This is a genomic window from Streptomyces kanamyceticus (assembly GCF_008704495.1).
Classification (GTDB): Bacteria; Actinomycetota; Actinomycetes; order Streptomycetales; family Streptomycetaceae; genus Streptomyces; species Streptomyces kanamyceticus.
Map to the genome: position 1 here is coordinate 3,252,026 of NZ_CP023699.1, position 24,336 is coordinate 3,276,361.

13 protein-coding genes are annotated in these 24,336 nt (G+C 71.1%); 7 read left to right on the forward strand and 6 right to left on the reverse strand.

The features are described 5' to 3' along the window. Window positions 1-137 precede the first annotated feature (137 nt). Both CP970_RS13040 and CP970_RS13045 read left to right on the forward strand, forming a co-directional pair. A complete protein-coding gene (locus CP970_RS13040) occupies window positions 138-2,171 on the forward strand; it encodes a M4 family metallopeptidase (RefSeq protein WP_055551772.1) in 2,034 nt (677 codons plus the stop codon). 300 nt (window positions 2,172-2,471) lie between these two features. Beyond that, window positions 2,472-4,100: a M4 family metallopeptidase gene (locus tag CP970_RS13045; RefSeq protein WP_055551770.1), complete on the forward strand. Its 1,629-nt coding sequence runs from the start codon at window positions 2,472-2,474 to the stop codon at window positions 4,098-4,100. A 141-nt stretch (window positions 4,101-4,241) separates the two neighbouring features. Here CP970_RS13045 and glgP read toward each other — a convergent pair whose 3' ends face one another. From glgP to CP970_RS13060, 3 genes are all read right to left on the reverse strand, one after another. Then, window positions 4,242-6,896: an alpha-glucan family phosphorylase gene (gene glgP / locus CP970_RS13050; protein ID WP_055551768.1), complete on the reverse strand. Its 2,655-nt coding sequence runs from the start codon at window positions 6,894-6,896 to the stop codon at window positions 4,242-4,244. Between the two features lie 415 nt (window positions 6,897-7,311). After that, a complete protein-coding gene (locus tag CP970_RS13055; RefSeq protein ID WP_055551766.1) occupies window positions 7,312-8,652 on the reverse strand; it encodes a carboxylesterase/lipase family protein in 1,341 nt (446 codons plus the stop codon). Between the two features lie 106 nt (window positions 8,653-8,758). Then, window positions 8,759-9,211: a nuclear transport factor 2 family protein gene (locus CP970_RS13060; protein WP_055551764.1), complete on the reverse strand. Its 453-nt coding sequence runs from the start codon at window positions 9,209-9,211 to the stop codon at window positions 8,759-8,761. Between the two features lie 343 nt (window positions 9,212-9,554). Here CP970_RS13060 and CP970_RS13065 point away from each other — a divergent pair, with 343 nt between their 5' ends. The 4 genes from CP970_RS13065 to glgB all read left to right on the forward strand — a co-directional run bounded on the left by CP970_RS13065 (window position 9,555) and on the right by glgB (window position 17,271). Then, a complete protein-coding gene (locus CP970_RS13065; RefSeq protein ID WP_055551762.1) occupies window positions 9,555-11,561 on the forward strand; it encodes an alpha-1,4-glucan--maltose-1-phosphate maltosyltransferase in 2,007 nt (668 codons plus the stop codon). Then, window positions 11,558-13,276, forward strand: coding sequence for a maltose alpha-D-glucosyltransferase (gene treS, locus CP970_RS13070; protein WP_055551760.1), 1,719 nt, complete (start codon window positions 11,558-11,560; stop codon window positions 13,274-13,276). Before CP970_RS13065 ends, treS begins: the two co-directional genes overlap by 4 nt. A 118-nt stretch (window positions 13,277-13,394) precedes the next feature. Then, window positions 13,395-14,813: a maltokinase N-terminal cap-like domain-containing protein gene (locus CP970_RS13075; RefSeq protein WP_150493310.1), complete on the forward strand. Its 1,419-nt coding sequence runs from the start codon at window positions 13,395-13,397 to the stop codon at window positions 14,811-14,813. A 28-nt stretch (window positions 14,814-14,841) separates the two neighbouring features. Continuing rightward, window positions 14,842-17,271 carry a 1,4-alpha-glucan branching enzyme gene (gene glgB / locus CP970_RS13080; protein ID WP_224058409.1) on the forward strand — a complete coding sequence of 810 codons (2,430 nt, stop codon included), beginning with the start codon at window positions 14,842-14,844 and terminating at the stop codon, window positions 17,269-17,271. On the opposite strand, the gene CP970_RS13085 is transcribed toward glgB, so the two are convergent. The 3 genes from CP970_RS13085 to CP970_RS13095 all read right to left on the reverse strand — a co-directional run bounded on the left by CP970_RS13085 (window position 17,246) and on the right by CP970_RS13095 (window position 20,404). Beyond that, complete coding sequence (locus CP970_RS13085) at window positions 17,246-19,495, reverse strand: HelD family protein (protein WP_055555785.1); 2,250 nt, start codon at window positions 19,493-19,495, stop codon at window positions 17,246-17,248. The genes glgB and CP970_RS13085 overlap by 26 nt on opposite strands. Window positions 19,496-19,668: 173 nt before the next feature. Then, window positions 19,669-20,001, reverse strand: coding sequence for a thioredoxin family protein (locus CP970_RS13090; protein WP_055555797.1), 333 nt, complete (start codon window positions 19,999-20,001; stop codon window positions 19,669-19,671). 13 nt (window positions 20,002-20,014) lie between these two features. Continuing rightward, window positions 20,015-20,404 carry a MerR family transcriptional regulator gene (locus CP970_RS13095; protein WP_055555789.1) on the reverse strand — a complete coding sequence of 130 codons (390 nt, stop codon included), beginning with the start codon at window positions 20,402-20,404 and terminating at the stop codon, window positions 20,015-20,017. A 242-nt stretch (window positions 20,405-20,646) separates the two neighbouring features. On the opposite strand from CP970_RS13095, the gene CP970_RS13100 reads away from it, so the two are divergent. After that, complete coding sequence (locus CP970_RS13100) at window positions 20,647-24,333, forward strand: nitrate reductase subunit alpha (RefSeq protein WP_079044016.1); 3,687 nt, start codon at window positions 20,647-20,649, stop codon at window positions 24,331-24,333. Window positions 24,334-24,336 lie beyond the last annotated feature (3 nt).

The following is a 24,336-nucleotide window of genomic DNA, read 5'->3' on the forward strand; positions in this document are numbered from 1 at the left end:
AACGCGGCGGTTTCTCTCACGCAACACCCCGTGTGTACTGCCCAGTTCTGCGTTCCGCCTTGCTCTGCCCGGACGGCGACCCAACCGCCCGGTAGCTCTGGCCGCGCATCCCGCGGCCGCGCAGAAGGAGTCCCGCGTTGAGAAGCACCTCCCACAGACGGGCCGCCGCAGCAGGCGCCCTTTCCGCCGTAGCCGCTCTGCTCGCCGTCGCCGTTCAGGCGGGCCCCGCGTCCGCCGACGATCCCTGGACCAGCGCCCCCAAGGCGCAGAAGCTCGGGAACGTCGACCCCGGCGCGCTCGCCGCCAAGCTCACCCCCGCCCAGCGTGCGGAGCTCCTCCGCGACGCCAACTCCACCAAGGCGGACACCGCCAAGGACCTGGGCCTCGGCGCCAAGGAGAAGCTCGTCGTCCGTGACGTCGTCAAGGACCGCGACGGCACCCTCCACACACGCTACGAGCGCACCTACGACGGACTGCCCGTGCTCGGCGGCGACCTCGTGGTCGAGAGCGCCAAGTCCGGTGCGACCGAGGCCGTGACCAAGGCCTCCAAGGAGCAGCTCAAGGGCATCGACCTGAGCGCCGACATCAAGGCGTCGGCCGCGGAGAAGCAGGCGCTCGGCGCCGCGAAGGCCGCGGGCTCGAAGAAGACCGACGCGGACAGGGCGCCGCGCAAGGTCGTGTGGATGGCCAAGGGCGAGCCGACCCTCGCGTACGAGACCGTGGTCGGCGGCCTGCAGCACGACGGCACCCCGAACGAGCTGCACGTCATCACGGACGCGGCCACCGGCAAGAAGCTCTTCCAGTGGCAGGGCATCGAGAACGGCACCGGCAACACGCAGTACAGCGGCCAGGTGACGGTCGGCTCCGTCCAGTCGGGCTCCTCGTACAACCTCACCGACTCGGGCCGCGGCAACCACAAGACGTACAACCTGAACCACGCCACCTCGGGCACCGGCACCCTCTTCTCGGGTCCCGACGACATCTGGGGCAACGGCCAGGCCTCCAACCTGGAGACCGCGGGCGCGGACGCCGCCTACGGCGCCCAGCTCACCTGGGACTACTACAAGAACGTGCACGGCCGCTCCGGCATCCGCGGCGACGGCGTCGGCGCGTCCTCGCGGGTCCACTACGGCAACAACTACGTCAACGCGTTCTGGCAGGACTCCTGCTTCTGCATGACGTACGGCGACGGCTCGGGCAACTCCAAGCCGCTGACCTCCATCGACGTGGCGGCGCACGAGATGACGCACGGCGTCACGTCGGCGACCGGCAACATGACGTACAGCGGCGAGTCCGGCGGCCTGAACGAGGCGACGTCCGACATCTTCGCGGCGGCCGTGGAGTTCAACGCCAACAACGCCCAGGACAAGGGCGACTACCTCGTCGGCGAGAAGATCGACATCAACGGCGACGGCTCGCCGCTGCGCTACATGGACAAGCCCTCCAAGGACGGCGCGTCCAAGGACGCCTGGTACTCGGGCATCGGCAACATCGACGTGCACTACTCGTCCGGTGTCGCCAACCACTTCTACTACATGCTGAGCGAGGGCAGCGGCAAGAAGGAGATCAACGGCGTCCAGTACGACTCGCCGACCTCCGATGGCCTGCCCGTGACCGGAATCGGCCGTGACAAGGCGTCGCTGATCTGGTTCAAGGCGCTCACCACGAAGTTCACCACGACCACCAAGTACGCGGACGCCCGTAACGGAACGCTCGCGGCGGCCGGTGAGCTGTACGGCACCACCAGCGCCGAGTACAAGGCCGTCGCCAACGCCTGGGCGGCCGTGAACGTCGGCAGCCGTCCCGGTGGCGAGGAGCCCGGCACCTCGTTCGAGAACACCACGGACGTCGCCATCCCGGACAACGGTCCCGCGGTGACCTCGTCGGTCAACGTCACGGGCCGCACCGGAAACGCGCCGAGCGCCCTGAAGGTCGGCGTGGACATCGTGCACACCTGGCGCGGTGACCTGAAGGTCGACCTGCTCGCCCCCGACGGGTCCGTCTACCCCCTGAAGGCGGCCAGCGGCTCGGACTCGGCGGACAACGTCAAGGAGACCTACACCGTCAACGCCTCGTCCGAGGTGGCCAACGGCACCTGGAAGCTGCGGGTTCAGGACGTGGCCGCGCAGGACACCGGCTACATCAACAGCTGGAAGGTCACCTTCCCGTAAGCCTTGCCACCAGCCCCTCCGCAAGGCTTCCGTAAGCCTCGCAACCGAGCTGGGAACAGACGGCGCCGCCCCGGGTGAATCAACTCCCCGGGGCGGCGCGCTCGTTCACGCCCTGTTCGCAATGCGTATGTTGACCTTCGCTCAACGGACTAATTCTGGCCAAGGTTTGGCCAAGAGGCTGACATGTACCTGGCTCGAATGACACTCTTCCCTCGCACGGCACAGCAGCACACCCGCACCGCATCTTTCACACCCTGGTAGCTCCCCAATGCTGCCCGGGTCCCCACAGAAGGAGCTTGCGTGACCCCCCACATATCCCGGAAGCGTTCCACCCTGGCCATCGCCACCGCCGTGGCCGCCGGAGCGCTCCTGACCGCCGGACTGACCACCGGCGCTTCCGCCCAGCCCGTCGGCGACGCGACCCCCTCGGCCGCGCCGCAGAGCCTGTCGGCGTCGGCCAAGGCGGACCTCCTCCAGGACGCCAACGCCGACAAGGCCGCCACCGCGGACAAGATCGGCCTGGGCGCCAAGGAGAAGCTCGTCGTCCGCGACGTCGTCAAGGACCGCGACGGCACCACCCACACCCGCTACGAGCGCACCTACGAGGGACTTCCCGTCCTCGGCGGCGACCTCGTGGTGCACACCGCCAAGAACGGCAAGCTCAAGGGCGTCACCAAGGCGACCAAGGCGTCCGTGAAGGTCGCCTCCACCGACGCGAAGCTCGCCAAGTCGTCGGTCGCCAAGTCCGCCGAGTCGACCGCCGCCAAGGCCAAGACCAGCAAGGCCGACGCGCAGTCCCCGCGCAAGGTGATCTGGGCCGCCGAGGGCAAGCCCGTCCTCGCGTTCGAGACCAAGGTCACCGGCATGCAGAAGGACGGCACGCCGAGCCGCCTGCGCATCGTCACGGACGCCGCCACCGGCAAGAAGCTCTTCCAGCAGCAGGAGATCGAGAACGCCACCGGCAACAGCCAGTACAGCGGCAAGGTCGAGATCGGCTCCAAGAAGGGTGCCAACGGCTTCGACCTGACCGACGACAGCCGCGGCGGCCACTCCACGTACAACCTGGAGAACGGCGAGGGCGAGGGCAAGCTCTTCACGGACGACGACGACACGTGGGGCAACGGCAAGCCGGACGACGCCCAGACCGCCGGTGTCGACGCCGCCTACGGCGCCCAGGTCACCTGGGACTACTACAAGACCGTGCACGGCCGTGAGGGCATCAAGGGCGACGGCAAGGGTGCCACCTCGCGCGTCCACTACGGCGACAGCTACGTCAACGCCTTCTGGGACGACAGCTGCTTCTGCATGACGTACGGCGACGGCGAGGGCAACAAGAAGCCCCTCACCTCGATCGACGTCGCGGCCCACGAGATGTCGCACGGCGTCACCTCGGCCACCGGCAACATGGAGTACAGCGGCGAGTCCGGCGGCCTGAACGAGGCCACCTCGGACATCTTCGGCACCGCCGTCGAGTTCAACTCCAAGAGCCCCGAGGACATCGGCGACTACCTCATCGGCGAAGAGATCGACATCAACGGCGACGGCTCGCCGCTGCGCTACATGGACAAGCCCTCCAAGGACGGCCAGTCCCTGGACAACTGGAGCGCGGACGCGGGCAACGTCGACGTCCACTACTCCTCGGGCATCGCCAACCACTTCTTCTACCTGCTGTCCGAGGGCAGCGGCGCGAAGGAGATCAACGGCGTGAAGTACGACTCCCCGACCGCCGACGGCTCCAAGGTCGAGGGCATCGGACGCGACAAGGCCGAGAAGATCTGGTTCAAGGCGCTGACGACGGAGTTCACCACCACGACGGACTACAAGGCGGCCCGCGAGGGCACGCTGAAGGCGGCGTCCGACCTGTACGGAGCCGACTCGGCCGAGTACAAGGGCGTTGAGGCGGCCTGGACCGGCGTCAACGTCAAGTAACAAGCACCAAAGACTGCGCAGTTCCCCGCGCCCCTGAAAAGGGGCGCGGGGAACTGCGCGTTTTTGGGGGCGCGAGGAACGGCGCGATCTTTTAGGGGCGCGGGGAACTGCGCGACCAGCCCAAGGCGGCCCGCAGAAGACTCACCGCATCAAAACCCCCGCCTCCTCCCCCGTCGCCTCAGACGGAACAGCGACAAGGCCCAACTCCGCCCCGCTGGCCAGCAGCCGATGCGAGGGCAGGATCCGCACCGTGTAGCCGAACGGCCCCGTGCGATCCAGCGCGAGGGGCCCCTCGTACACGAGACGCCCCTCCCCGTCGGGCCCGCCCGTGGACTTCAACGGCACCGGAGACACATCAGCGATGTGGTCCTCCGGGTCAACGCGCCCCGCGAGGACCTGGACCTCCACGTCGTCCGGCGTGAGCTCCCCGAGCCGCACTCGCACCCGCAGGGACAACGTGGCGCCGAGCTCGGCGACGGCCCCGGTGGCCGACGCCTCGACGTGGTCGACGGCGACCCGCGGCCACCCCGCCCGGACCCGCGCCTTCCACGCCGCGAGCTCACCGGCCGCGGTGGCATCCAGCACCCGGTGCGCCCGCGCGGCCGGAACGTACAGCTTCTCGACGTACTCGCGGACCATGCGGCCCGCGAGGACCTTGGGACCGAGCCGGGTCAGGGTCCTCCTGACCATCTCGATCCAGCGGTCGGGCAGCCCGCCGGGCCCCTGCTCGTAGAAGCGCGGCGCGACCCGCCGCTCGAGGAGGTCGTACAGCGCCGCCGCCTCAAGCTCGTCGCGCCGGTCGTCGTCCGTGGCCGCGCCGTCCGCCGTGGGGATGGCCCACCCGAAGTCCGGCTCGAACCATTCGTCCCACCAGCCGTCCAGGACCGACAGGTTGAGGCATCCGTTCAGCGCGGCCTTCATGCCGCTGGTGCCGCACGCCTCCAGGGGCCTGAGCGGATTGTTCAGCCAGACGTCGCAGCCGGGGTAGAGCTTCTGCGCCATCGCCATGCCGTAGTCGGGCAGGAACACGATGTGCCGCCGCACGCGCGGGTCGTCGGTGAACCGCACCAGCTCCTGGATGAGCCGCTTGCCGCCGTCGTCCGCCGGGTGCGCCTTGCCCGCGACGACGATCTGCACCGGACGGTCAGGGTGCCTGAGCAGCTCCATGAGCCGGTCGCGGTCGCGCAGCATCAGCGTGAGCCGCTTGTACGAGGGGACGCGGCGGGCGAAGCCGATGGTCAGGACGTCCGGGTCGAGCACCTCGTCGATCCAGCCCAACTCGGCGGTGGCCGCGCCGCGTTGGCGCCACGACTCGTGCAGGCGGCGCCTGGCCTCGTGGACCAGCTGGGCGCGCAGCGTACGGCGCAGCTCCCAGATGTCGGCGTCCTGGATGTCGGCCACCGCGTCCCAGCGGTCGTCGCCGCCGGGGGCGCCGCCGACGGAGAGCGCGTGCTCGGTGCGGCGTTCGCCGATCTGCCGGGCACCGAGCCGGAACACCTCGGGGGCCACCCAGGTCGGGGCGTGCACGCCGTTGGTGATGGAGGCGATCGGCACCTCTTCGGCGTCGAATCCCGGCCACAGACCCGCGAACATCTCACGGCTCACCGCGCCGTGCAGGGTGCTGACGCCGTTGGCGCGGCTGCCGAGGCGCAGCCCCATCACCGCCATGTTGAAGACGTTGGGTTCGCCTCCCTGATGGGTCTCCATGCCGAGCCGCAGGATGTCGCCGACGTCGATGCGGGGCAGTTCGGCGTCGGGTCCGAAGTGGCGGGCGACCAGTTCGCGGTCGAAGCGGTCGATGCCCGCGGGCACGGGGGTGTGCGTGGTGAAGACGGTCCCGGCGCGCACGGCCTCCAGGGCGGTGTCGAAGTCGACTGCCTGGACGGCGAGTTCATGGATGCGCTCCAGGCCGAGGAAGCCCGCGTGGCCCTCGTTCGTGTGGAAGACCTCGGGTTCGGGGTGTCCGGTGAGTCGGCAGTACGTCCGTACGGCGCGCACCCCGCCGATGCCGAGCAGCATCTCCTGGAGCAGTCGGTGCTCGCTGCCGCCGCCGTAGAGCCGGTCGGTGACGTCGCGCTCGCCGGGGTCGTTCTCCTCGACGTCCGAGTCGAGCATCAGGAGCGGCACGCGGCCGACCTGCGCCTGCCAGACGTGCGCCCGCAGCTCACGGCCACCGGGCAGGGCGAGCGAGACGAGGGCGGGGGTGCCGTCGCTCTCGCGCAGGAGGGAGACGGGCAGTTCGTTCGGGTCGAGCACCGGGTAGTGCTCCTGCTGCCAGGCGTCGCGGGAGAGGGACTGGCGGAAGTAGCCGTGCCGGTAGAGCAGTCCGACACCGATGAGGGGGACGCCGAGGTCGCTGGCGGCCTTGAGGTGGTCGCCCGCGAGGATGCCGAGGCCGCCGGAGTACTGCGGCAGTGCGGCGGTGATGCCGAACTCGGGCGAGAAGTAGGCGACGGCGCGCGGGAGTTCGGGACCGAGCCGGTCCCTGCCCTCGGCATCCCGCTCCTGGTACCAGCGGCTCCCCGTGACGTACTCGCGAAGGTCGTCGACGGCTTCGGTGAGCCGCCGCACGTAGCTCTCGTCGCGGGCGGCTTCGGCCAGGCGCGCGGGGGACACAGCGCCGAGGAGGCGCACGGGGTCGCGGCCGGAGGACTCCCACAGGTCCGGGTCGAGGGCCGTGAAGAGGTCCCGGGTCCGCGGATGCCAGGACCAGCGCAGGTTACCGGCCAACTCGGCGAGCGGGCCGAGGGGTTGGGGAAGGACGGGACGTACGGTGAATCGACGGATGGCCTTCACAGCGACTCCACCTCTACGGGGAATGCGTTACGTATCGACCTACGTGTCGACGGTAGCGGTGACAGGACCCCGGCAACTACGGCGCATGTACGGGCGCGAGAGGGCCCGTACCCATGGCTGTACGGGCCCTTCGGCAGCATGAATTTCCACGCCACCGACCGGGTGCGCAAGGGACGCCTGCGGTTTCCGGCGGGTCCGGCGCGGCTCAACTGAACACCTGTTCCCCTGCCCTTTGGTGGCCCGCGCAACGGTCGAAGAATCAACCGTGCGACGGGAGTGACCCGTGGTGCACCAGGGGCCCTTGGACCGAACCAGCACCTCTCGCACACGCGTACGCCTACCATCTCGGCCGCATATCGAACACGGGAAGGGAACGGCCCCCTTCGGCCTTTTCCCTGGACGGATTCCGACCTGATTACCGCGTTGTTCCTTCGGCGGCCACCGCCGGGACCGACGAAAGACCCGGCTCGGTTTCCCAGATCCGGACCGTGCGCCGCCCCGTCGCGTACCGCGGCCAGCCGCCGCCCGGGTCGAGGTCACGGACGAAGGCGACCCAGGCGGCGTGCATCGCGTCGGCGAGCCGCCGCGGCGGGTTCTCGCCCGCGGCGGCGGTGACGCCCTCGGCGCCGAGCAGCCCGAAGGCGAAGGGCAGATCGAGGCAGTGGAAGGCGAGGCCCTCGGTGTCGCCGGGCACGGGCGAAGGCCAGCCGAACTCGTAGAGCCAGGTGGGGCGTCGGCGCTCGGCGCGCGCGTTCGCCACCGCCAGGTTCGGGCCGCGGAACACGAGGTCGGTCAGCTGCTGCCCGCCGAAGGCGTTGAACTCGTGCCGGGTGAAGCCGAGCAGCAGCGGCACGTCCGCGCCCAGGTCGCCTTCGGTGAGCTCGGTGAGCACCGGGCGCGGCACCAACTCGCCGTCGACGAACGGCGCGAGGAGCAGGCCCGGCAGTTCCGCGCGATCGGGGCCGGGGGCGCTCAGGGCATCCTGGAGTTCGAGGAAGCGCGCGTCGGACAGGTCCCGCAACGCCGCCGCGGTGGCGGGCACCCCGGTGCGCCGGGTGAAGAGCTCGGCGACGGCCGGGCCCGCCCACCGCTCCCCCGGCACCATCGTCGACGCCGACATGGCGAGCGCCGCGCGGAACAGGCCCTGGGCAGCGGGCGCGGCGAGCAGCGTCTGGACGGCGCCGCCGCCCGCCGACTGCCCGGCGACCGTGACCTTGGCCGGGTCGCCGCCGAACGCCGCGATGTTGTCGCGCACCCACTCCAGGGCGGCGATCCAGTCGCGCACGCCCCGGTTGTCCGGGGCGTCGGCCAGGTGCAGGAAGCCCTCGATGCCGAGCCGGTAGCCGAGCGAGACGAGCACGACGCCGTCGCGGTTGAAGGCGGCCCCGTCGTACCAAGGGCTGGCCGCCGAGCCCGCGACATAGCCGCCCCCGTGGATCCAGACGAGGACCGGGAGCGCCGCCGCCGGGTCCACGGCGGGCGTGAAGACGTTCAGGTTGAGGGTGCCCTCGCCGGGGACGGACGGCTCGGGGATGGTGGCGCCGTCGCCGAAGCCGCGGCGCTGGGCGGTCGGCCCGTAGGCGGTGGCGTCCAGCGGTTCGGTCCACGCGGTGGGCGGCACGGGCGGCGCGAAGCGGAGGTCGCCGACGGGCGGCGCCGCGTAGGGGATGCCGAGGAACCGGGCCCCGGTCGCCCTGTGTTCGCCGCGTACGGGACCGTGGGCGGTGCTGACGGTCGGTCTCTGTCGGTCGGCCATGCCCCCACCCGACACCTGATTCGGCCGCCACCGCAACAATCGCGGGGCCCTGTTCGCCTCGGCGCGGGACGGCAGGCTCGGCGCGGGACGGCAGGATCCCGTCCGACTACGCGCCCCGGCCCGCCGCGTGCCCGCACGCCGCCGCGATCTCGGCCGTGTCCCAGTAGAACGGCCACACCTCGGCGATCAGGCCCTCGCGCACCGTGAGCGTCTGCAGGATCGGGAACTCCAGGGTGCGACCACTGGCCCGCGCGCGGGCGCGCACCCGGGTGTGGACGACCGCCGTGCCACCGGTGGCGAGGAAGCGCTGGTCGACCAGGTCGAAGGAGTCCCACGCCGCGCTCATCGCGAGGAAGAAGCGGGCCATGCCGTCGTGGCCGCGCCACGTCCCGCCGTACGGCAGGGCCGGTGCCTGGTGCAGGACGACATCGGGCGAGAAGTAGGGCGCGAGCAGTTCGAAGGAGGCCCGGCCCGGGCCGCCCGCCGCCAGGTATCTCGCCTCCGCCGCGTACATTCCGGTCAGCACGGGCAGCGAATCAACGGAATCGGTTGTCGTCATGGGCCCCACCCTGACCGCCGTGCCCGTCCCGCACCGGCGGATTTCGGACCTCTGCCTACGCTCGCCGCCCCAGCGGCATCACGCGAGGTGGAGGTGGGGCCGAGCCGGTGAACAACCCATAAGGCATATGTGATTTGGGCCGGTCCCGACGTTTTCGGCGGGGCCGGTCTTGCATGTGCTGTTACGCGATAGTAGTTAACGAAGCGCCGGATTGCGCACCCGAAGGGTGTGGGCAGACTTTTCCGGTACGCACCGCGGCAGACACACCCGCACGCGCGACAGGACCCACCGCGGAACCTCTCCACACCCCCGTATCCGTGCACGCGGACAGGAGCGGTCAGACATGCCCCTAGGTTCACCCTCGCAGCCCACCATTCCCGTTCTGGACGTGCGTCCCGCCGTCCTCCGCGGCCGACAACCGGCGAAGGCCGTGGCGGGAGAAACGTTTCAGGTCACCGCGACCGTCTTCAGGGAAGGCCATGACGCGGTCGCCGCCAACGTCGTCCTGCGAGATCCCGAGGGGCGCGCGGGGCCCTGGACCCCGATGCGCGAACTCGCCCCCGGCACCGACCGGTGGGGCGCGGACGTCACGCCGGGCGCCGAGGGGCGCTGGACGTACGCCGTGGAGGCGTGGGGGGATCCCCTCACCACCTGGCGCCACCACGCGGGCATCAAGATCCCGGCGGGCCTGGACACCGACCTCGTCCTGGAGGAGGGCGCCCGTCTCCACGAACGCGCCGCCGCGGGAGTGCCGGGCGCCGATCGCCCCATCGTGCTCGGCGCGGCCGAGGCACTGCGCGACACGGGCCGCCCACCGGCGGCCCGTCTCGCTGCCGCCCTCACCCCGGAGGTGACCGGGGTGCTCGCCCGCCATCCGCTGCGCGAACTCCTCAGCTCCTCCGAGGAGTTGCCGCTGCTCGTGGAGCGGCGCAGGGCCCTGTTCGGCTCCTGGTACGAGTTCTTCCCGCGTTCGGAGGGCGCCGTCGTCCGCGCGGGCGCCCCGCCCGTGTCCGGCACCTTCCGCACGGCGGCCGAACGGCTGCCCGCCATCGCGGAGATGGGCTTCGACATCGTCTACCTGCCGCCGGTCCACCCCATCGGCACCACCCACCGCAAGGGCGCCGACAACTCCCTGTCCGCGGGCCCGCACGATGTCGGCGTGCCCTGGGCGATCGGTTCGCCCGAGGGCGGCCACGACGCGGTCCACCCGGACCTCGGGACGCTCGACGACTTCGACGACTTCGTCCGCACCGCGGAATCCCTCGGCCTCGAAGTCGCCCTGGACTTCGCCTTGCAGTGCTCCCCCGACCACCCGTGGGTGGAGAAGCACCCGGAGTGGTTCCACCACCGCGCCGACGGCTCCATCGCGTACGCGGAGAACCCGCCGAAGAAGTACCAGGACATCTATCCGCTCGCCTTCGACAAGGACCTGCCGGGGCTGATCGCGGAGACCGTGCGCCTGCTCCGCTTCTGGATGGGCCACGGCGTGCGCGTCTTCCGCGTCGACAATCCGCACACCAAGCCCGTGGTGTTCTGGGAGGAGGTGCTCGCGGACATCAACCGCACCGACCCGGACGTCATCTTCCTCGCCGAGGCGTTCACCAGGCCCGCGATGCTGCGCACCCTCGCCGCCATCGGCTTCCAGCAGTCGTACACGTACTTCACCTGGCGCAACGGAAAGGACGAACTCACCGACTACCTCGTCGAGTTGTCGACGGAGACCGCCCACTATCTACGGCCGAACTTCTTCGTGAACACCCCGGACATCCTGCACGGCTACCTCCAGGACGGCGGCAGGCCCGCCTTCGAGGCACGTGCCGTACTCGCCGCCACGCTGTCGCCGACATGGGGCGTCTACAGCGGTTACGAACTGTGCGAGAACGCCTCCGTCCGGCACGGGAGCGAGGAGTATCTGCATTCCGAGAAGTACCAACTCAGGCCCCGAGACTGGGAGTCCGCGGCCCGCAGAGGCGACTCGATCGCCCCGCTCATCACCGCCCTCAACCGGATACGGCGGGCCAACCCCGCCCTGTGGCAACTCCGCGACCTGCACTTCCACGCCACGGACAAGGAAGCGGTGATCGCCTACTCCAAGTCGGCCACCGACGCGGCGGGATCGAACACGGTTGTGGTGGTAGTGAACCTCGACCCTCACCACACCCAGGAGGCCACGGTCTCGTTGGACATGCGTCGACTCGGCCTGGACAGGCACGAGAGCGTGCCGGTGCGGGACGAGCTCACCGGCGAGACCTACCACTGGGGCAGGGCCAACTACGTGCGCCTCGGCGCGGGCGGCGCGCACGTACTCGTCGTCGGCCGGACGTTGATCGGAGGGTCACCCACAACATGATCATCAACGAGCCCGTCCAGGACACCTTCGAGGACACGCCCACCAAGGACCGCGACCCCGACTGGTTCAAACGCGCCGTCTTCTACGAGGTGCTCGTCCGCTCCTTCCAGGACAGCAACGGCGACGGCGTCGGCGACCTCAAGGGCATCACCGCCAAGCTGGACTACCTCCAGTGGCTCGGCGTGGACTGCCTGTGGCTGCCGCCCTTCTTCAAGTCACCGCTGCGCGACGGCGGTTACGACGTCTCCGACTACACCGCGGTGCTCCCCGAGTTCGGCGACCTCGCCGACTTCGTGGAGTTCGTCGACAGCGCCCACCAGCGCGGCATGCGCGTGATCATCGACTTCGTGATGAACCACACCAGCGACCAGCACCCGTGGTTCCAGCAGTCCCGCAGCGACCCCGAAGGGCCCTACGGCGACTACTACGTCTGGGCGGACGACGACAAGCAGTACCAGGACGCGCGGATCATCTTCGTCGACACCGAGGCGTCCAACTGGACCTTCGACCCGGTCCGCAAGCAGTACTACTGGCACCGCTTCTTCTCCCACCAGCCGGACCTCAACTTCGAGAACCCGGCCGTACAGGAGGAGATCATCTCGGCGCTGCGGTTCTGGCTCGACCTCGGCATCGACGGGTTCCGGCTCGACGCGGTGCCGTACCTGTACGCGGAGGAGGGCACCAACTGCGAGAACCTGCCCCGCACCCACGAGCTGCTCAAACGCGTCCGCGCCGAGGTCGACGCGCACTACCCGGACACCGTCGTGCTCGCCGAGGCCAACCAGTGGCCGGAGGACGTCGTCGACTACTTCGGCGACTTCGAAAAGGGCGGCGACGAATGCCACATGGCGTTCCACTTCCCCGTCATGCCGCGCATCTTCATGGCCGTGCGGCGCGAGTCGCGCTACCCGGTCTCGGAGATCCTCGCCAAGACCCCGGCCATCCCCTCGGGCTGCCAGTGGGGCATCTTCCTGCGCAACCACGACGAGTTGACCCTTGAGATGGTCACCGACGAAGAGCGCGACTACATGTACGCGGAGTACGCCAAGGACCCGCGCATGCGCGCCAACATCGGCATCCGGCGCCGCCTCGCCCCGCTCCTGGACAACGACCGCAACCAGATCGAACTGTTCACCGCCCTACTGCTCTCGCTGCCCGGATCGCCGATCCTCTACTACGGCGACGAGATCGGGATGGGCGACAACATCTGGCTCGGCGACCGTGACGCGGTGCGCACCCCGATGCAGTGGACGCCCGACCGCAACGCGGGCTTCTCGTCCTGCGACCCGGGCCGGCTCTACCTCCCGACGATCATGGATCCGGTCTACGGCTACCAGGTCACGAACGTCGAGGCGTCCATGTCGTCGCCGTCCTCACTGCTGCACTGGACGCGCCGGATGATCGAGATCCGCAAGCAGAACCCGGCGTTCGGCCTCGGCTCGTACACCGAACTCCCCTCGTCCAACCCGGCCGTGCTCGCCTTCCTCAGGGAGGCTCCGCCGTCCGGGGGCGAGAGCGACGACCTGGTGCTGTGCGTGCACAACTTCTCGCGTTTCGCGCAGCCCACCGAACTGGATCTCCAAGCCTTCAACGGACGCCACCCGGTGGAGCTGATCGGCGGGGTGCGGTTCCCGGCCATCGGCGAACTGCCCTATCTGCTCACGCTCGCCGGGCACGGCTTCTACTGGTTCCGGTTGCGCAAGGAAGCGGCGTAGGCTCCGGCAGCGCGACTCTCGCGCGGGGCGGTTTCCACCGCCCCGCCCTGGGCACTCCTACGCACAACCGGCACTCCCGCACTCTGCCTTGTCCGCGACGCGGAAGGGACGCGACGCCATGTCGGAAGCCGCCACCCGCCCCAGCGTGAACTCCGGCGCGCTGCTCGCCTCGCTCGACCCGCTGCTGCGCGCCTGGCTGCCGCGGCAGCGCTGGTTCGCGGGCAAGGGGCGGCCGATCAGCGTCCTCGAACCGGTGACGGTGACCGAACTCCTGCCCGCCAGCTCGCCGTCGGGCCTGCTCCACCTCCTCGTACGGGCCCGGGGGCCCGTGCCGCCCGCCCAGGACACGGCCGTCGAGGGCGGCCACGTCGCCGAACGGGCCACCGACTGCTACCAGTTACTCATCGGCGTGCGCCGCACCCTGCCGCCGCACCTCGCGCCCGCGCTGATCGGCCACGTCACCGAGGGTCCGCTCGCCGGGTTCACCGTGTACGAGGCGCTGCACGATCCCCGGCTCATGGCGCTGTTCCTGGAGCGGCTGCGGATGCCGGGCAGGCACGGCGTGCTGCGCTTCGAGCGGGATCCCGGCGCCGACATACCGTCGGGGCTCGCTCCCCGCGTGCTCGCCGCCGAGCAGTCCAACTCCTCTGTGGTGTACGGAGATACGTTCATCCTCAAGCTGTTCCGCCGCGTCACGCCCGGCGTCAACCCCGATCTGGAACTGCCGCTGCGGCTCGCCCGGCGCGGCTGCGCACGGGTGCCCGCGCCCGCCGCCTGGTTCCACGCGGACCCGGCGTATGGACTCGGGGTGGTCCAGCCCTATCTGGCGGGCGCCGACGACGGCTGGGAGCTCGCCCTGCGCATGATCGGCAAGGGCGAGGACTTCACCGGCGAGGCGCGGGCGATCGGCCGCGCCACCGCCGAGGTCCACACGGAGCTCGCGGCCGCGCTGCCCACCGTCACGCTCGGCCGGGCGCAGGTCGAGATCATCGCCGACGGCATGGCGGAGCGCCTGACCGCGGCGGCGCAGGCAGTCCCCGCGCTGCGGCCGTACGCGCCCGCGCTGCTCACCGCCTTCGAGGCGCTCGCCGACTTGGGCGGCGAGGGCCAGTCCTGGGCCGCGCAGCGCGTCCACGGCGATCTGCACCTGGGGCAGTGCCTGCGCGCCCCCGACGGCACCTGGTCGCTCATCGACTTCGAGGGCGAGCCCGCGCGCCCGCTCGCCGAGCGCCGCCTGCCGCAACCGGTCGCGCGGGACGTCGCGGGCATGCTGCGCTCCTTCGACTACGCGGCGTACTCCGCGGAGCTGCGGGCACCCGAGTGGGCGGCGGACTGCCGCGCCGCGTACTGCGTGGGGTACGCGGACGTCGCGGGCCGCGACCCGCGCACGGACCCGGTCCTGCTGCGCGCCCACGAGACGGACAAGGCCGTCTACGAAGTCCTCTACGAGGCCCGCCACCGCCCCGACTGGCTGCCGGTCCCACTGGCCGCCGTCCGCCGCCTCGCCCGGAACGGCTCCGCCGACGACGACCACTGACCCATCCCCTCCGGAGGAGGCCTCCCCAGTGACCCCGCGCCCCCGCAAACCGTCCGACGAAGCCGCCGCCCGCACCACCCCGCCCACGCCCCGTCCGCCGGAGCCGGACTCCAGCCCGCCCGCCCCCGCCGGGCAGGCCACCGGCCCGAAGGACGCGGGGAAGAAGCGGGCTCGGAAGAGCACGCCGAACGGGACGGCCGCGAAGCGCGCGAAGGCGCCGACCGGCCCGGCCACCAAGGCCGAACCGGGACTCGGGGCCGGGGTCGGGGCCGTGTCCCCCGTCCCCGCCCCCGACCGCGCCCGCCTCCTGGACGGCACCCACCACGACCCGCACGGCGTGCTCGGCGCGCACCCCGTGCCCGGGGGGGTCGCCTTCCGTGCGCTGCGGCCCTACGCCAGGTCCGTCTCCGTGGTCGCCGCCGACCTCCGCGCCGGGCTGCGCGACGACGGTGACGGGTTCTTCTCCGCCGTGCTGCCGCTGCGGGCCGTGCCCGACGGGTACCGGCTGGACATCTCGTACGAGGGGGCCGAGCTCGAGATACCCGACGCGTACGGCTTCCTGCCCGCGCTCGGCGAGTTCGACCTGCATCTGATCGGCGAGGGGCGTCACGAGCAGCTGTGGCACGCGCTCGGTGCCCGTCCGATGGTCCACCAGGGCGCGACGGGCACCCGCTTCACGGTGTGGGCGCCCAACGCCAGGGGCGTGCGGGTCGTCGGGAACTTCAACTTCTGGGACGGGACCGGGTTCCCGATGCGCTCGCTCGGCGGCAGCGGCGTCTGGGAGCTGTTCGTGCCGTCCGTCGGCGAGGGCGAGCTGTACAAGTTCGAGATCACCCGGCCCGACGGGTCCAGGACGCTGCGCGCCGACCCCCTCGCCCGCCGCACGGAGGCGCCGCCCGCCAACTCCTCGGTCATCGACGAGTCGCACCACGAGTGGCACGACGCCGAGTGGCTCGCGCGCCGGGCCGAGGTGCCGGTGCACCAGGCGCCGTTCTCCGTGTACGAGGTGCACCTCGCGTCCTGGCGGCCCGGGCTCACCTACCGGCAGCTTGCGGAGCAACTGCCCGCGTACGTCGCCGACATGGGCTTCACGCACATCGAGCTGATGCCCGTCGCCGAGCACCCCTTCGGCGGCTCCTGGGGCTATCAGGTCACCGGCTTCTACGCGCCGACGGCCCGCCTCGGCACTCCGGACGACTTCAAGTACCTCGTCGACGCGCTGCACCGCGCGGGGATCGGCGTCCTGATGGACTGGGTGCCCGCGCACTTCCCGCGCGACGACTGGGCGCTCGCCGAGTTCGACGGCAGGACGCTGTACGAGCACGAGGACCCGGGCCGCGCCGCGCACCCCGACTGGGGGACCTTGGAGTTCGACTACGGGCGCAAGGAAGTGCGCAACTTCCTCGTCGCCAACGCCAGTTACTGGTGCGAGGAGTTCCACATCGACGGCCTGCGCGTCGACGCGGTCGCCTCCATGCTCTACCTCGACTACTCCCGCGAGGACGGCGAGTGGAGCCCGAACGAGCACGGCGGCCGCGAGAACCTGGACGCCGTCGCCTTCCTCCAGGAGATGAACGCCACCGTCTACCGCCGCGCCCCCGGCGTCGTCACCATCGCCGAGGAGTCCACGGCCTGGGACGGCGTGACCCGGGCCACCCACCACAAGGGCCCCGGCGGCTTCGGCGGCCTCGGCTTCGGCCTGAAGTGGAACATGGGCTGGATGCACGACTCCCTCGACTACATGGCCAAGGAGCCGGTGCACCGCAAGTACCACCACAACGAGATGACGTTCTCGATGGTGTACGCCTACAGCGAGAACTACGTCCTGCCGATCTCGCACGACGAAGTCGTCCACGGCAAGCGGTCGTTGGTGTCCAAGATGCCCGGTGACTGGTGGCAGCGGCGCGCCGACCAGCGCGCCTACCTCGGCTTCATGTGGGCCCACCCCGGCAAGCAACTCCTGTTCATGGGCCAGGAGTTCGCGCAGGGCGCCGAGTGGTCGGAGGGGCACGGCCCGGACTGGTGGCTGCTCGACCCGGCGTACGGCGCGGAGGCCGACCACCGGGGCGTGCGCGACCTGGTGCGCGACCTGAACATGCTCTACCGCGGCGAACCGGCCCTGTGGCAGCGCGACACCGACCCGGAGGGGTTCTCCTGGGTGGCGGGCGACGCCGCGGAGGACAACGTCTTCGCCTTCCTGCGGTACGACGCGGCGGGCTCGCCGCTGCTCGCCGTCTCGCACTTCTCACCGGTCGTCCGGCACGCCTACCGCGTGGGCGTGCCGGACGGGTTCGGCGCCTGGCAGGAGGTCCTGAACACCGACGAGTCCCGCTACGGCGGCGGCGGCGTCACCCACCCCGACCCGTTCAAGGCCGACCCCGTGCCGTCGCACGGCAGGCCGGCCTCGCTGCGCCTGACGCTGCCACCGCTGGCTACGGTGTGGCTTCGGCCCGCTTGAGCGCGACGGGCAGCTCCTCGGTGTACAGGACGCCGAGGCGCTGGGTGGCCCGGGTCAGCGCCACGTACAGGTCGCTGGTGCCGTACCGCGCGGGCTCGACGACCAGGACCGTGTCGAACTCCAGGCCCTTCGCCTGACGCGGGTCGATCAGGACGACCGGCCGCGTCAGGTCCGGGGCCTCCCCGGCCGTCACTCCGGGGAGTTCCGCGGCGAGCTCCGCATGGAGCTCGCGGGGGGCGATCACCGCGAGGCGGCCCTCCTCGCGCGCGTCCGCCGCGACCGCTGCCGCCACGGCGGCGGCGAGGTCGTCGGCGCGGCGCGCCCAGGGGAACACGCCGGTGGACCGCACCGAGCTCGGCGGCCGGAAGTCCGGGTTCCCCGCGGCCCTCGGCACCTCGGCCGCCACCTCCATGATCTCCACGGGGGTGCGGTAGTTGACGCCGAGCCTGGTGTACTCCCAGCGGTCCTGGACGTACGGCGAGAGGATGCTCTCCCAGGATCCGCAGCCGCCCGCCTCCGCGGTCTGCGCGGGGTCGCCGACGAGCGTCATGGAGCGGGTCGGGCAGCGCCGCATCAGCAGCCGCCAGGCCATCGCGGAGAGCTCCTGCGCCTCGTCGACGATGATGTGCCCGAACGCCCAGGTGCGGTCGGCGGCCGCGCGCTCCGCGGCGCTGCGGTGGTCGGCCTCCTCCTGGCGTTCGGCCATCCGCTCGGCGTCGATGATGTTGTGCGCGAGCAGGACCTCGGCGTCCTCCTCGTCCTTGTCCTCGAACTCGTACGTCCTGGAGGCCCGCGAGACGTCCAGGACGCCCTGCGCGTACGCGATCTGCTTGGCCCGCTCGGCCTCGGCCGCCGCGAGCGCGGCGCTGTCGTCGTGCCCGAGCAGCTCGGCCGCCTCGTCGAGCAGCGGCACGTCGGCGGGCGTCCAGGCGGCGCCGCGCGGCCTGCGGATCGCTGCCGCGTCCGTCTCGTCGAGGCGGGTCGGCTCGACGAGGAAGTCGTCGAGGAAGCCCTGCGGGGTCAGCGTCGGCCACAGCTCCTCGATGGCGGCGTGCACCTCGGGGCTGGCCGCGATGCCCTTGCCGAGCTGCGCGATGTCGTCGGGGCCGAGGAAGTTCGGGCCGCCGTACGGGTCGTGGCCGATGCGTTCGGCGAGCTGGCCGGTGAGCGAGTCGATGATCCGGAACGCGAAGTGCGGCCTGCCCAGGTTGTGCGGCACGTCCGCGTCACGGGCCGCCTCGCGCGCCTCGTGGGCGATCGTCCAGTCCAGGATCAGGTCCCCGTCGTCGTGCGCGATGACCAGGGGCTCGCCCGGTTCGGGGGTGGCCTGGCGATCGCGCAGCGCGCCCGCGAGCACCTCCGCCATCTCCGCGCGGCCCTTCACCTCGGCGGCCGCCGGGGTGTCGGTGCCGGTGGCGGTCACGCCGGGGAAGAGCTCGCCGACGGTGGACAGGAGCACGCCCGTCTCGCCGAGCGCCGGAAGCACCTCGCCGATGTAGCCGAGGAAGGCCGGGTTCGGGCCCACGACCAGGACCGCGCGCTTGGCGAGCAGCTCGCGGTGGGCGTACAGCAGGAACGCGGCGCGGTGCAGCGCCACGACGGTCTTGCCGGTGCCGGGGCCGCCCTCGACGACGAGGACGCCGCGGTGCGGGGCGCGGATGATGCGGTCCTGCTCGGCCTGGATGGTCTGCACGATGTCGTGCATGCGCCCGGTGCGCGCCGAGTCGAGCGCGGCGAGCAGCACCTCGTCGGCGTCGGCGCCCTCGAAGCCGGTGCGCGCGGTGTCGCCGAGGTCGAGGATCTCGTCGTGCAGGTCCGTGACCTCTCGGCCCTTGGTGGTGATGTGCCTGCGCCTGCGCAGACCCATCGGCGTATGGCCGGTGGCGAGATAGAAGGGGCGCGCGACATCGGCACGCCAATCGATCACGAGTGGGGTGCGTTCGGTGTCGGACGCACGGATTCCGATGCGTCCGATGTGGTGGTCGCGGCCGTCGCGGAATTCGAGCCTGCCGAAGCAGAGCCCGTTCTCCTGCGCGTTGAGGGCGGCGAGCAGCCCGGACTGCTCCGCCACCATGACATCGCGCTCAAGGCGCGCCTGCAGACCGTTGCCCACCTGCGACAACGACGCCTCGACGGCCGTCTCGGCCTCCTCGCGCAGCGCGTCCAGGCGCGCGTACAGCCCGGAGACGAATTGCTGCTCTTCCCGCAATTCCTCGGTTGACAATTCAGCCCCTCGCCGGTTACAGTGCTCTTATTGAACTTCTTCGCGACGCCGCCCTGCTTGAATGTGACAGCAATTGGGCAGAGCTTCGCGAAAGAATCCAATATACGCAGAGGAAAGCCCCGGACGTCAATTCGTCCGGGGCATTTCTCATGGGCCAGGTTCAGAGGCTGGGGTCAGAGCACGTCGGCCAGCTCCGCGAGGAGCTTGCGCTTGGCCCGCGCGCCCACCAGCTGCAGCACGGGCTCACCGCCCCGGAACACGATCATGGTCGGCGCCGAGAGCACCCGGTAGGCGATCGCCGTCTCGGGGCTGCGGTCCACGTCCAGCTGCAGGATCTTGATCCGGTCCGACTCCTCCCGCGCGATCTCGCTCAGCACCGGCGCCAGCTGGCGGCAAGGACCGCACCAGTCCGCCGTGAACTCCACGAGCACAGGGCGGTCCGGCTCGCCCAGCACCTCCCCCGCGAAATCCGCGTCCGTCACCTCGGCCACGCCCAGAGCCTTCATCGCCGTCATCCCCTCAGTTCAGTTCACACTTCGGCTCCGGACCCCCCGGAACCGCCGCCTCGGCCCGCGCCAGCTGCGCGCCGACCTGCGCCCGCACGGCCGACAACTCGCCGATCAGCGTGTCGAGTTCGGTGAGCTTGCGGCGGTAGACCGCGAGCGACGCGGGGCACGAGTCGCCCTCCGGGTGGCCGGAGCGCAGACACTCCACGAAGGGTCTGGTCTCCTCCAGGTCGAACCCGAAGTCCTGGAGGGTCCTGATCTGTGCCAGGAGCCGCACGTCACCCTCGTCGTACGTGCGGTAGCCGTTGCCGGTGCGCCGCGCGGGGAGCAGCCCGCGCGACTCGTAGTAGCGCAGCGTCCGCGTGGTCGTCCCCGCACGCGCCGCGAGCTCGCCGATTCGCATGTCCTCGACCGTAAGCGTTGACGTGGGCGTCAAGGCCAGCGCTCCGGTCCACCGCCGTCCGCTGAACGATGGCTTGGCCTCCGCTATACGAACAACGTTCCTTCGCCAACGCGAAGTAAAGATGCATTCCCGATCCATCCAAGTGGCGAGAAAGCGTTTCTGTTCACAACCGGAAGCGGGAGCAGGCTGGCATCCACACGTGATTGGCGGCGCGGCAGGCCGGCCTGTTCCGCAGGTTCGGCATGCCCATTTCCGAAAAGGGGCACAGCGTGGCGCTTGGCAGGACCGGGCAGAAGGCGGAACGGGCCGCCGCCGAGGCGGCCGAGCGGCTCCTGCGGCTGGGAGGGCTGCTCAGCAAGGCGCCGCGCACCCCCGACCAGCGGGCCGCCTTCCGTACCGACCAGAGCGTCAACGACGCCCCCTACCGGGACCGTTGGGCCCACGACAAGGTGGTCCGCTCCACCCACGGCGTGAACTGCACGGGCTCCTGCTCCTGGCAGGTGTACGTCAAGGACGGGCTCATCACCTGGGAAACGCAGGCGACGGACTACCCGACCACGGGGCCCGACCGACCCGAGTACGAGCCCCGGGGATGCCCGCGCGGCGCCTCCTTCTCCTGGTACACGTACTCGCCGACCCGGGTGCGCTATCCGCATGCGCGCGGCGTCCTGGTGGAGATGTTCCGCGAAGCGAAGCGGAATCTGGGCGGGGACCCGGTGGCGGCCTGGGCCGAGGTGACGGGCGACCCGGACAAGCGGCGCCGCTACCAGGCGGCGCGCGGCAAGGGCGGCCTCGTCAGGATCAGTTGGGAAGAGGCCCTGGAGATCGCGGCCGCGGCCCACGTTCACACGTTGCAGGTGCATGGTCCGGACCGCATCGCGGGGTTCTCGCCGATCCCCGCGATGTCGATGGCCTCCCACGCGGTCGGGGCCCGCTTCCACGCGCTGCTCGGCGCGCCGATGCTGTCGTTCTACGACTGGTACGCGGATCTGCCGGTGGCCTCGCCGCAGGTGTTCGGCGACCAGACCGACGTGCCGGAGTCGGGCGACTGGTGGGACGCCGCGTATCTGATGCTGTGGGGCTCCAACGTCCCCGTCACGCGCACCCCTGACGCGCACTGGATGGCCGAGGCGCGCTACCGGGGCCAGAAGGTCGTGGTGGTGTCCCCGGACTACGCGGACGCCACGAAGTTCGCCGACGAGTGGCTGCATCCGCACCCGGGCACCGACGGGGCGCTCGCCATGGCGATGGGGCACGTGATCCTCAAGGAGTGCTTCGTCGACCGCCAGGTCCCCTACTTCGCCGACTACGTCCGCAGGTTCACGGACCTGCCGTTCCTGGTGGAGCTGGAGGAGCGCGGGGCGAGCCATGTGCCCGGCCGCTTCGTCACCGCAGCCGACCTGGACCTCGCGCAGGAGGCGGAGACCGCGGCGCGGCGCTGGATGCCGGTCCTGATCGACGCGCCGAGCGGCGAGGCCGTCGTACCGAACGGCACGCTCGGCGACCGCTGGGCCAAGGGCGGCGAGGGCCGCTGGAACCTCGATCTCGGCGCGATCGAGCCGGAGTTGAGCCTGTACGGCGACGGGAGCGGCGCCCACGCGCGGGTGCTGCTCCCGCGCTTCGAGACGGACGGCGAGACCGTGGCGCGCTCCGTGCCGGTGCGGCGCGTCGGCGGGCGCCTGGTGACCACCGTGTTCGACCTGATGCTCGCCCAGTACGGGGTGGCGAGGCCCGGCCTCGAAGGCGAGTGGCCCACTTCGTACGAGGATGACTCGGTCCCCTGCACGCCCGCCTGGCAGGAGGCGCTCACCTCGGTGTCGGCCAGTGCCGTGGTGCGCGCGGCGCGGGAGTTCGCGCGGACCGCCGAGCAGACCCGCGGCCGCTGCATGATCGTGATGGGCGCGGGCACCAACCACTGGTTCCACTCCGACACGATCTACCGGTCCTTCCTCTCCCTGCTGCTCCTGACGGGCTGTCAGGGCGTGAACGGGGGCGGCTGGGCGCACTACGTGGGGCAGGAGAAGGTCCGCCCCTACGCGGGCTGGCAGCAGCTGGCCACCGGCGCCGACTGGGTGCGGCCCTCGCGCCAGATGGCGGGCACGCCGTACTGGTACCTGCACACCGACCAATGGCGCTACGAGGGTTCGGGCGCCAACCGGCTCACGGCGACGACGGGCCGGGGCGCGTTCGCCGGGCTGCACACGGCCGACCTGGTCGCCCGCTCGGTGCGCAAGGGCTGGATGCCGTCCGCCCCCACCTTCGCCGCCAACCCCCTCGACCTGGGCGACCGGGTGCGCGAGGCGGGCGCGGAGCCGCAGGAGTGGGTGCGCAGGGAACGCGACGAGGGGCGGCTCTCCTTCGCCTGCGAGGACCCGGACGACCCGGCGAACTGGCCGCGGGTCCTCACCGTGTGGCGGGCCAACCTGATCGGCTCGTCCGCCAAGGGCAACGAGTACTTCCTGCGGCACCTGCTCGGCGCCGCCGACAACGCGGCCGCGAAAGAGGCGCCACCGGACGAGCGCCCGCGCGAGGTCACCTGGCGGGACGAGGCGCCCCGGGGAAAGCTGGACCTGCTGCTCGCCCTCGACTTCCGGATGACGTCGACCACGCTCTTCGCCGACCTCGTCCTGCCCGCCGCCACCTGGTACGAGAAGCACGACCTGTCCAGCACGGACATGCACCCCTACGTGCACGCCTTCTCCCCCGCCATCGACCCGCCCTGGCAGGCCCGCACCGACTTCGAGATCTTCCACGGCCTGGCCGAGGAGGTGAGCAGGCTCGCCCGGGGCCGTCTGGACGTCCGCCACGACCTGGTCGCCACCGCCCTCCAGCACGACACCCCGGACGAGGCCCCGCCGGAGGGCCCGACCGAGCCGCGCTACACGGTGGTGGAGCGCGACTACACCGTGCTGGCCGAGCAGTTGGCCGCGTTCGGGCCGCTGCCGGACGCCGCGGGCATGCAGGTGCGCGGCCTGACCGTGCACACCGGCGCGGAGTCCCGGTGGCTCGCCGAACGCTGCGGCACCGCCGCAGAGGGCGCGGCGCGCGGCAGGCCGCTCCTGGACACCGACGTCAAGTTCTGCGAGGCGATCCTCGCCCTCTCGGGCACCACCAACGGGCGCGTCGCCGCCGAGGGCTTCGACCGGCTCGCCGAACGGTGCGGCCCCGGCAGCGACTTGAGCGAGCTCGCCGCCTCCGTCGCCGAGCGGCGCATCGTCTTCTCCGACACCCAGGCCCGCCCCGTGCAGGTCGGCGCCAGCTTCGAGTGGTCGGGCAAGGAGGGCCACGACCGGCGCTACGCCCCGTTCACCATCAACACCGAGCACCGCAAGCCCTGGCACACCCTCACCGGACGCCAGCACTTCTACCTCGACCACGAGTGGATCGCCGAATTCGGTGAGCAACTGCCCGCCTACCGGCCCCCGTTGGACCTGTCCGAGCAGACCCGGGCGTACGAGGACGGGGACGAGCGGTCGGTGACCGTGCGCTACCTCACCCCGCACTCGAAGTGGTCCATCCACTCCGAGTACCAGGAGAACCTGCTGATGCAGACCCTGGCCAGGGGCGGGCCCGTCATCTGGATCAGCCCCGACGACGCGGCCGCCATCGGCGTCGCCGACAACGACTGGATCGAGGCGGTCAACGCCAACGGCGTCGTGGTGGCCCGCGCGATCGTCTCGCACCGCATGCCGGCCGGCACCGTGTTCATGTACCACGTCCAGGAACGCCTGGTGAACGTGCCCAAGTCCGAGGCCACCGGGCGGCGCGGCGGCGTCCACAACTCCCTGACCAGGCTGCTCATCAAGCCGACCCATCTGATCGGCGGCCACGCACAGCTCTGCTTCGCCCCCAACTACTACGGCCCCACCGGCAACCAGCGCGACGCCCTGACCACCATCCGGCGCCGCGCGCAGAACGTGGAGTACTGACTG

Coding starts and splice junctions, on each gene's coding strand:
- CP970_RS13055 (WP_055551766.1), bottom strand. CDS start 8,652: ATGGCCGACCGACAGAGACCGACCGTCAGCACCGCCCACGGTCCCGTA.
- CP970_RS13060 (WP_055551764.1), bottom strand. CDS start 9,211: ATGACGACAACCGATTCCGTTGATTCGCTGCCCGTGCTGACCGGAATG.
- CP970_RS13065 (WP_055551762.1), top strand. CDS start 9,555: ATGCCCCTAGGTTCACCCTCGCAGCCCACCATTCCCGTTCTGGACGTG.
- treS (WP_055551760.1), top strand. CDS start 11,558: ATGATCATCAACGAGCCCGTCCAGGACACCTTCGAGGACACGCCCACC.
- CP970_RS13075 (WP_150493310.1), top strand. CDS start 13,395: ATGTCGGAAGCCGCCACCCGCCCCAGCGTGAACTCCGGCGCGCTGCTC.
- CP970_RS13090 (WP_055555797.1), bottom strand. CDS start 20,001: ATGAAGGCTCTGGGCGTGGCCGAGGTGACGGACGCGGATTTCGCGGGG.
- CP970_RS13095 (WP_055555789.1), bottom strand. CDS start 20,404: ATGCGAATCGGCGAGCTCGCGGCGCGTGCGGGGACGACCACGCGGACG.
- CP970_RS13100 (WP_079044016.1), top strand. CDS start 20,647: ATGCCCATTTCCGAAAAGGGGCACAGCGTGGCGCTTGGCAGGACCGGG.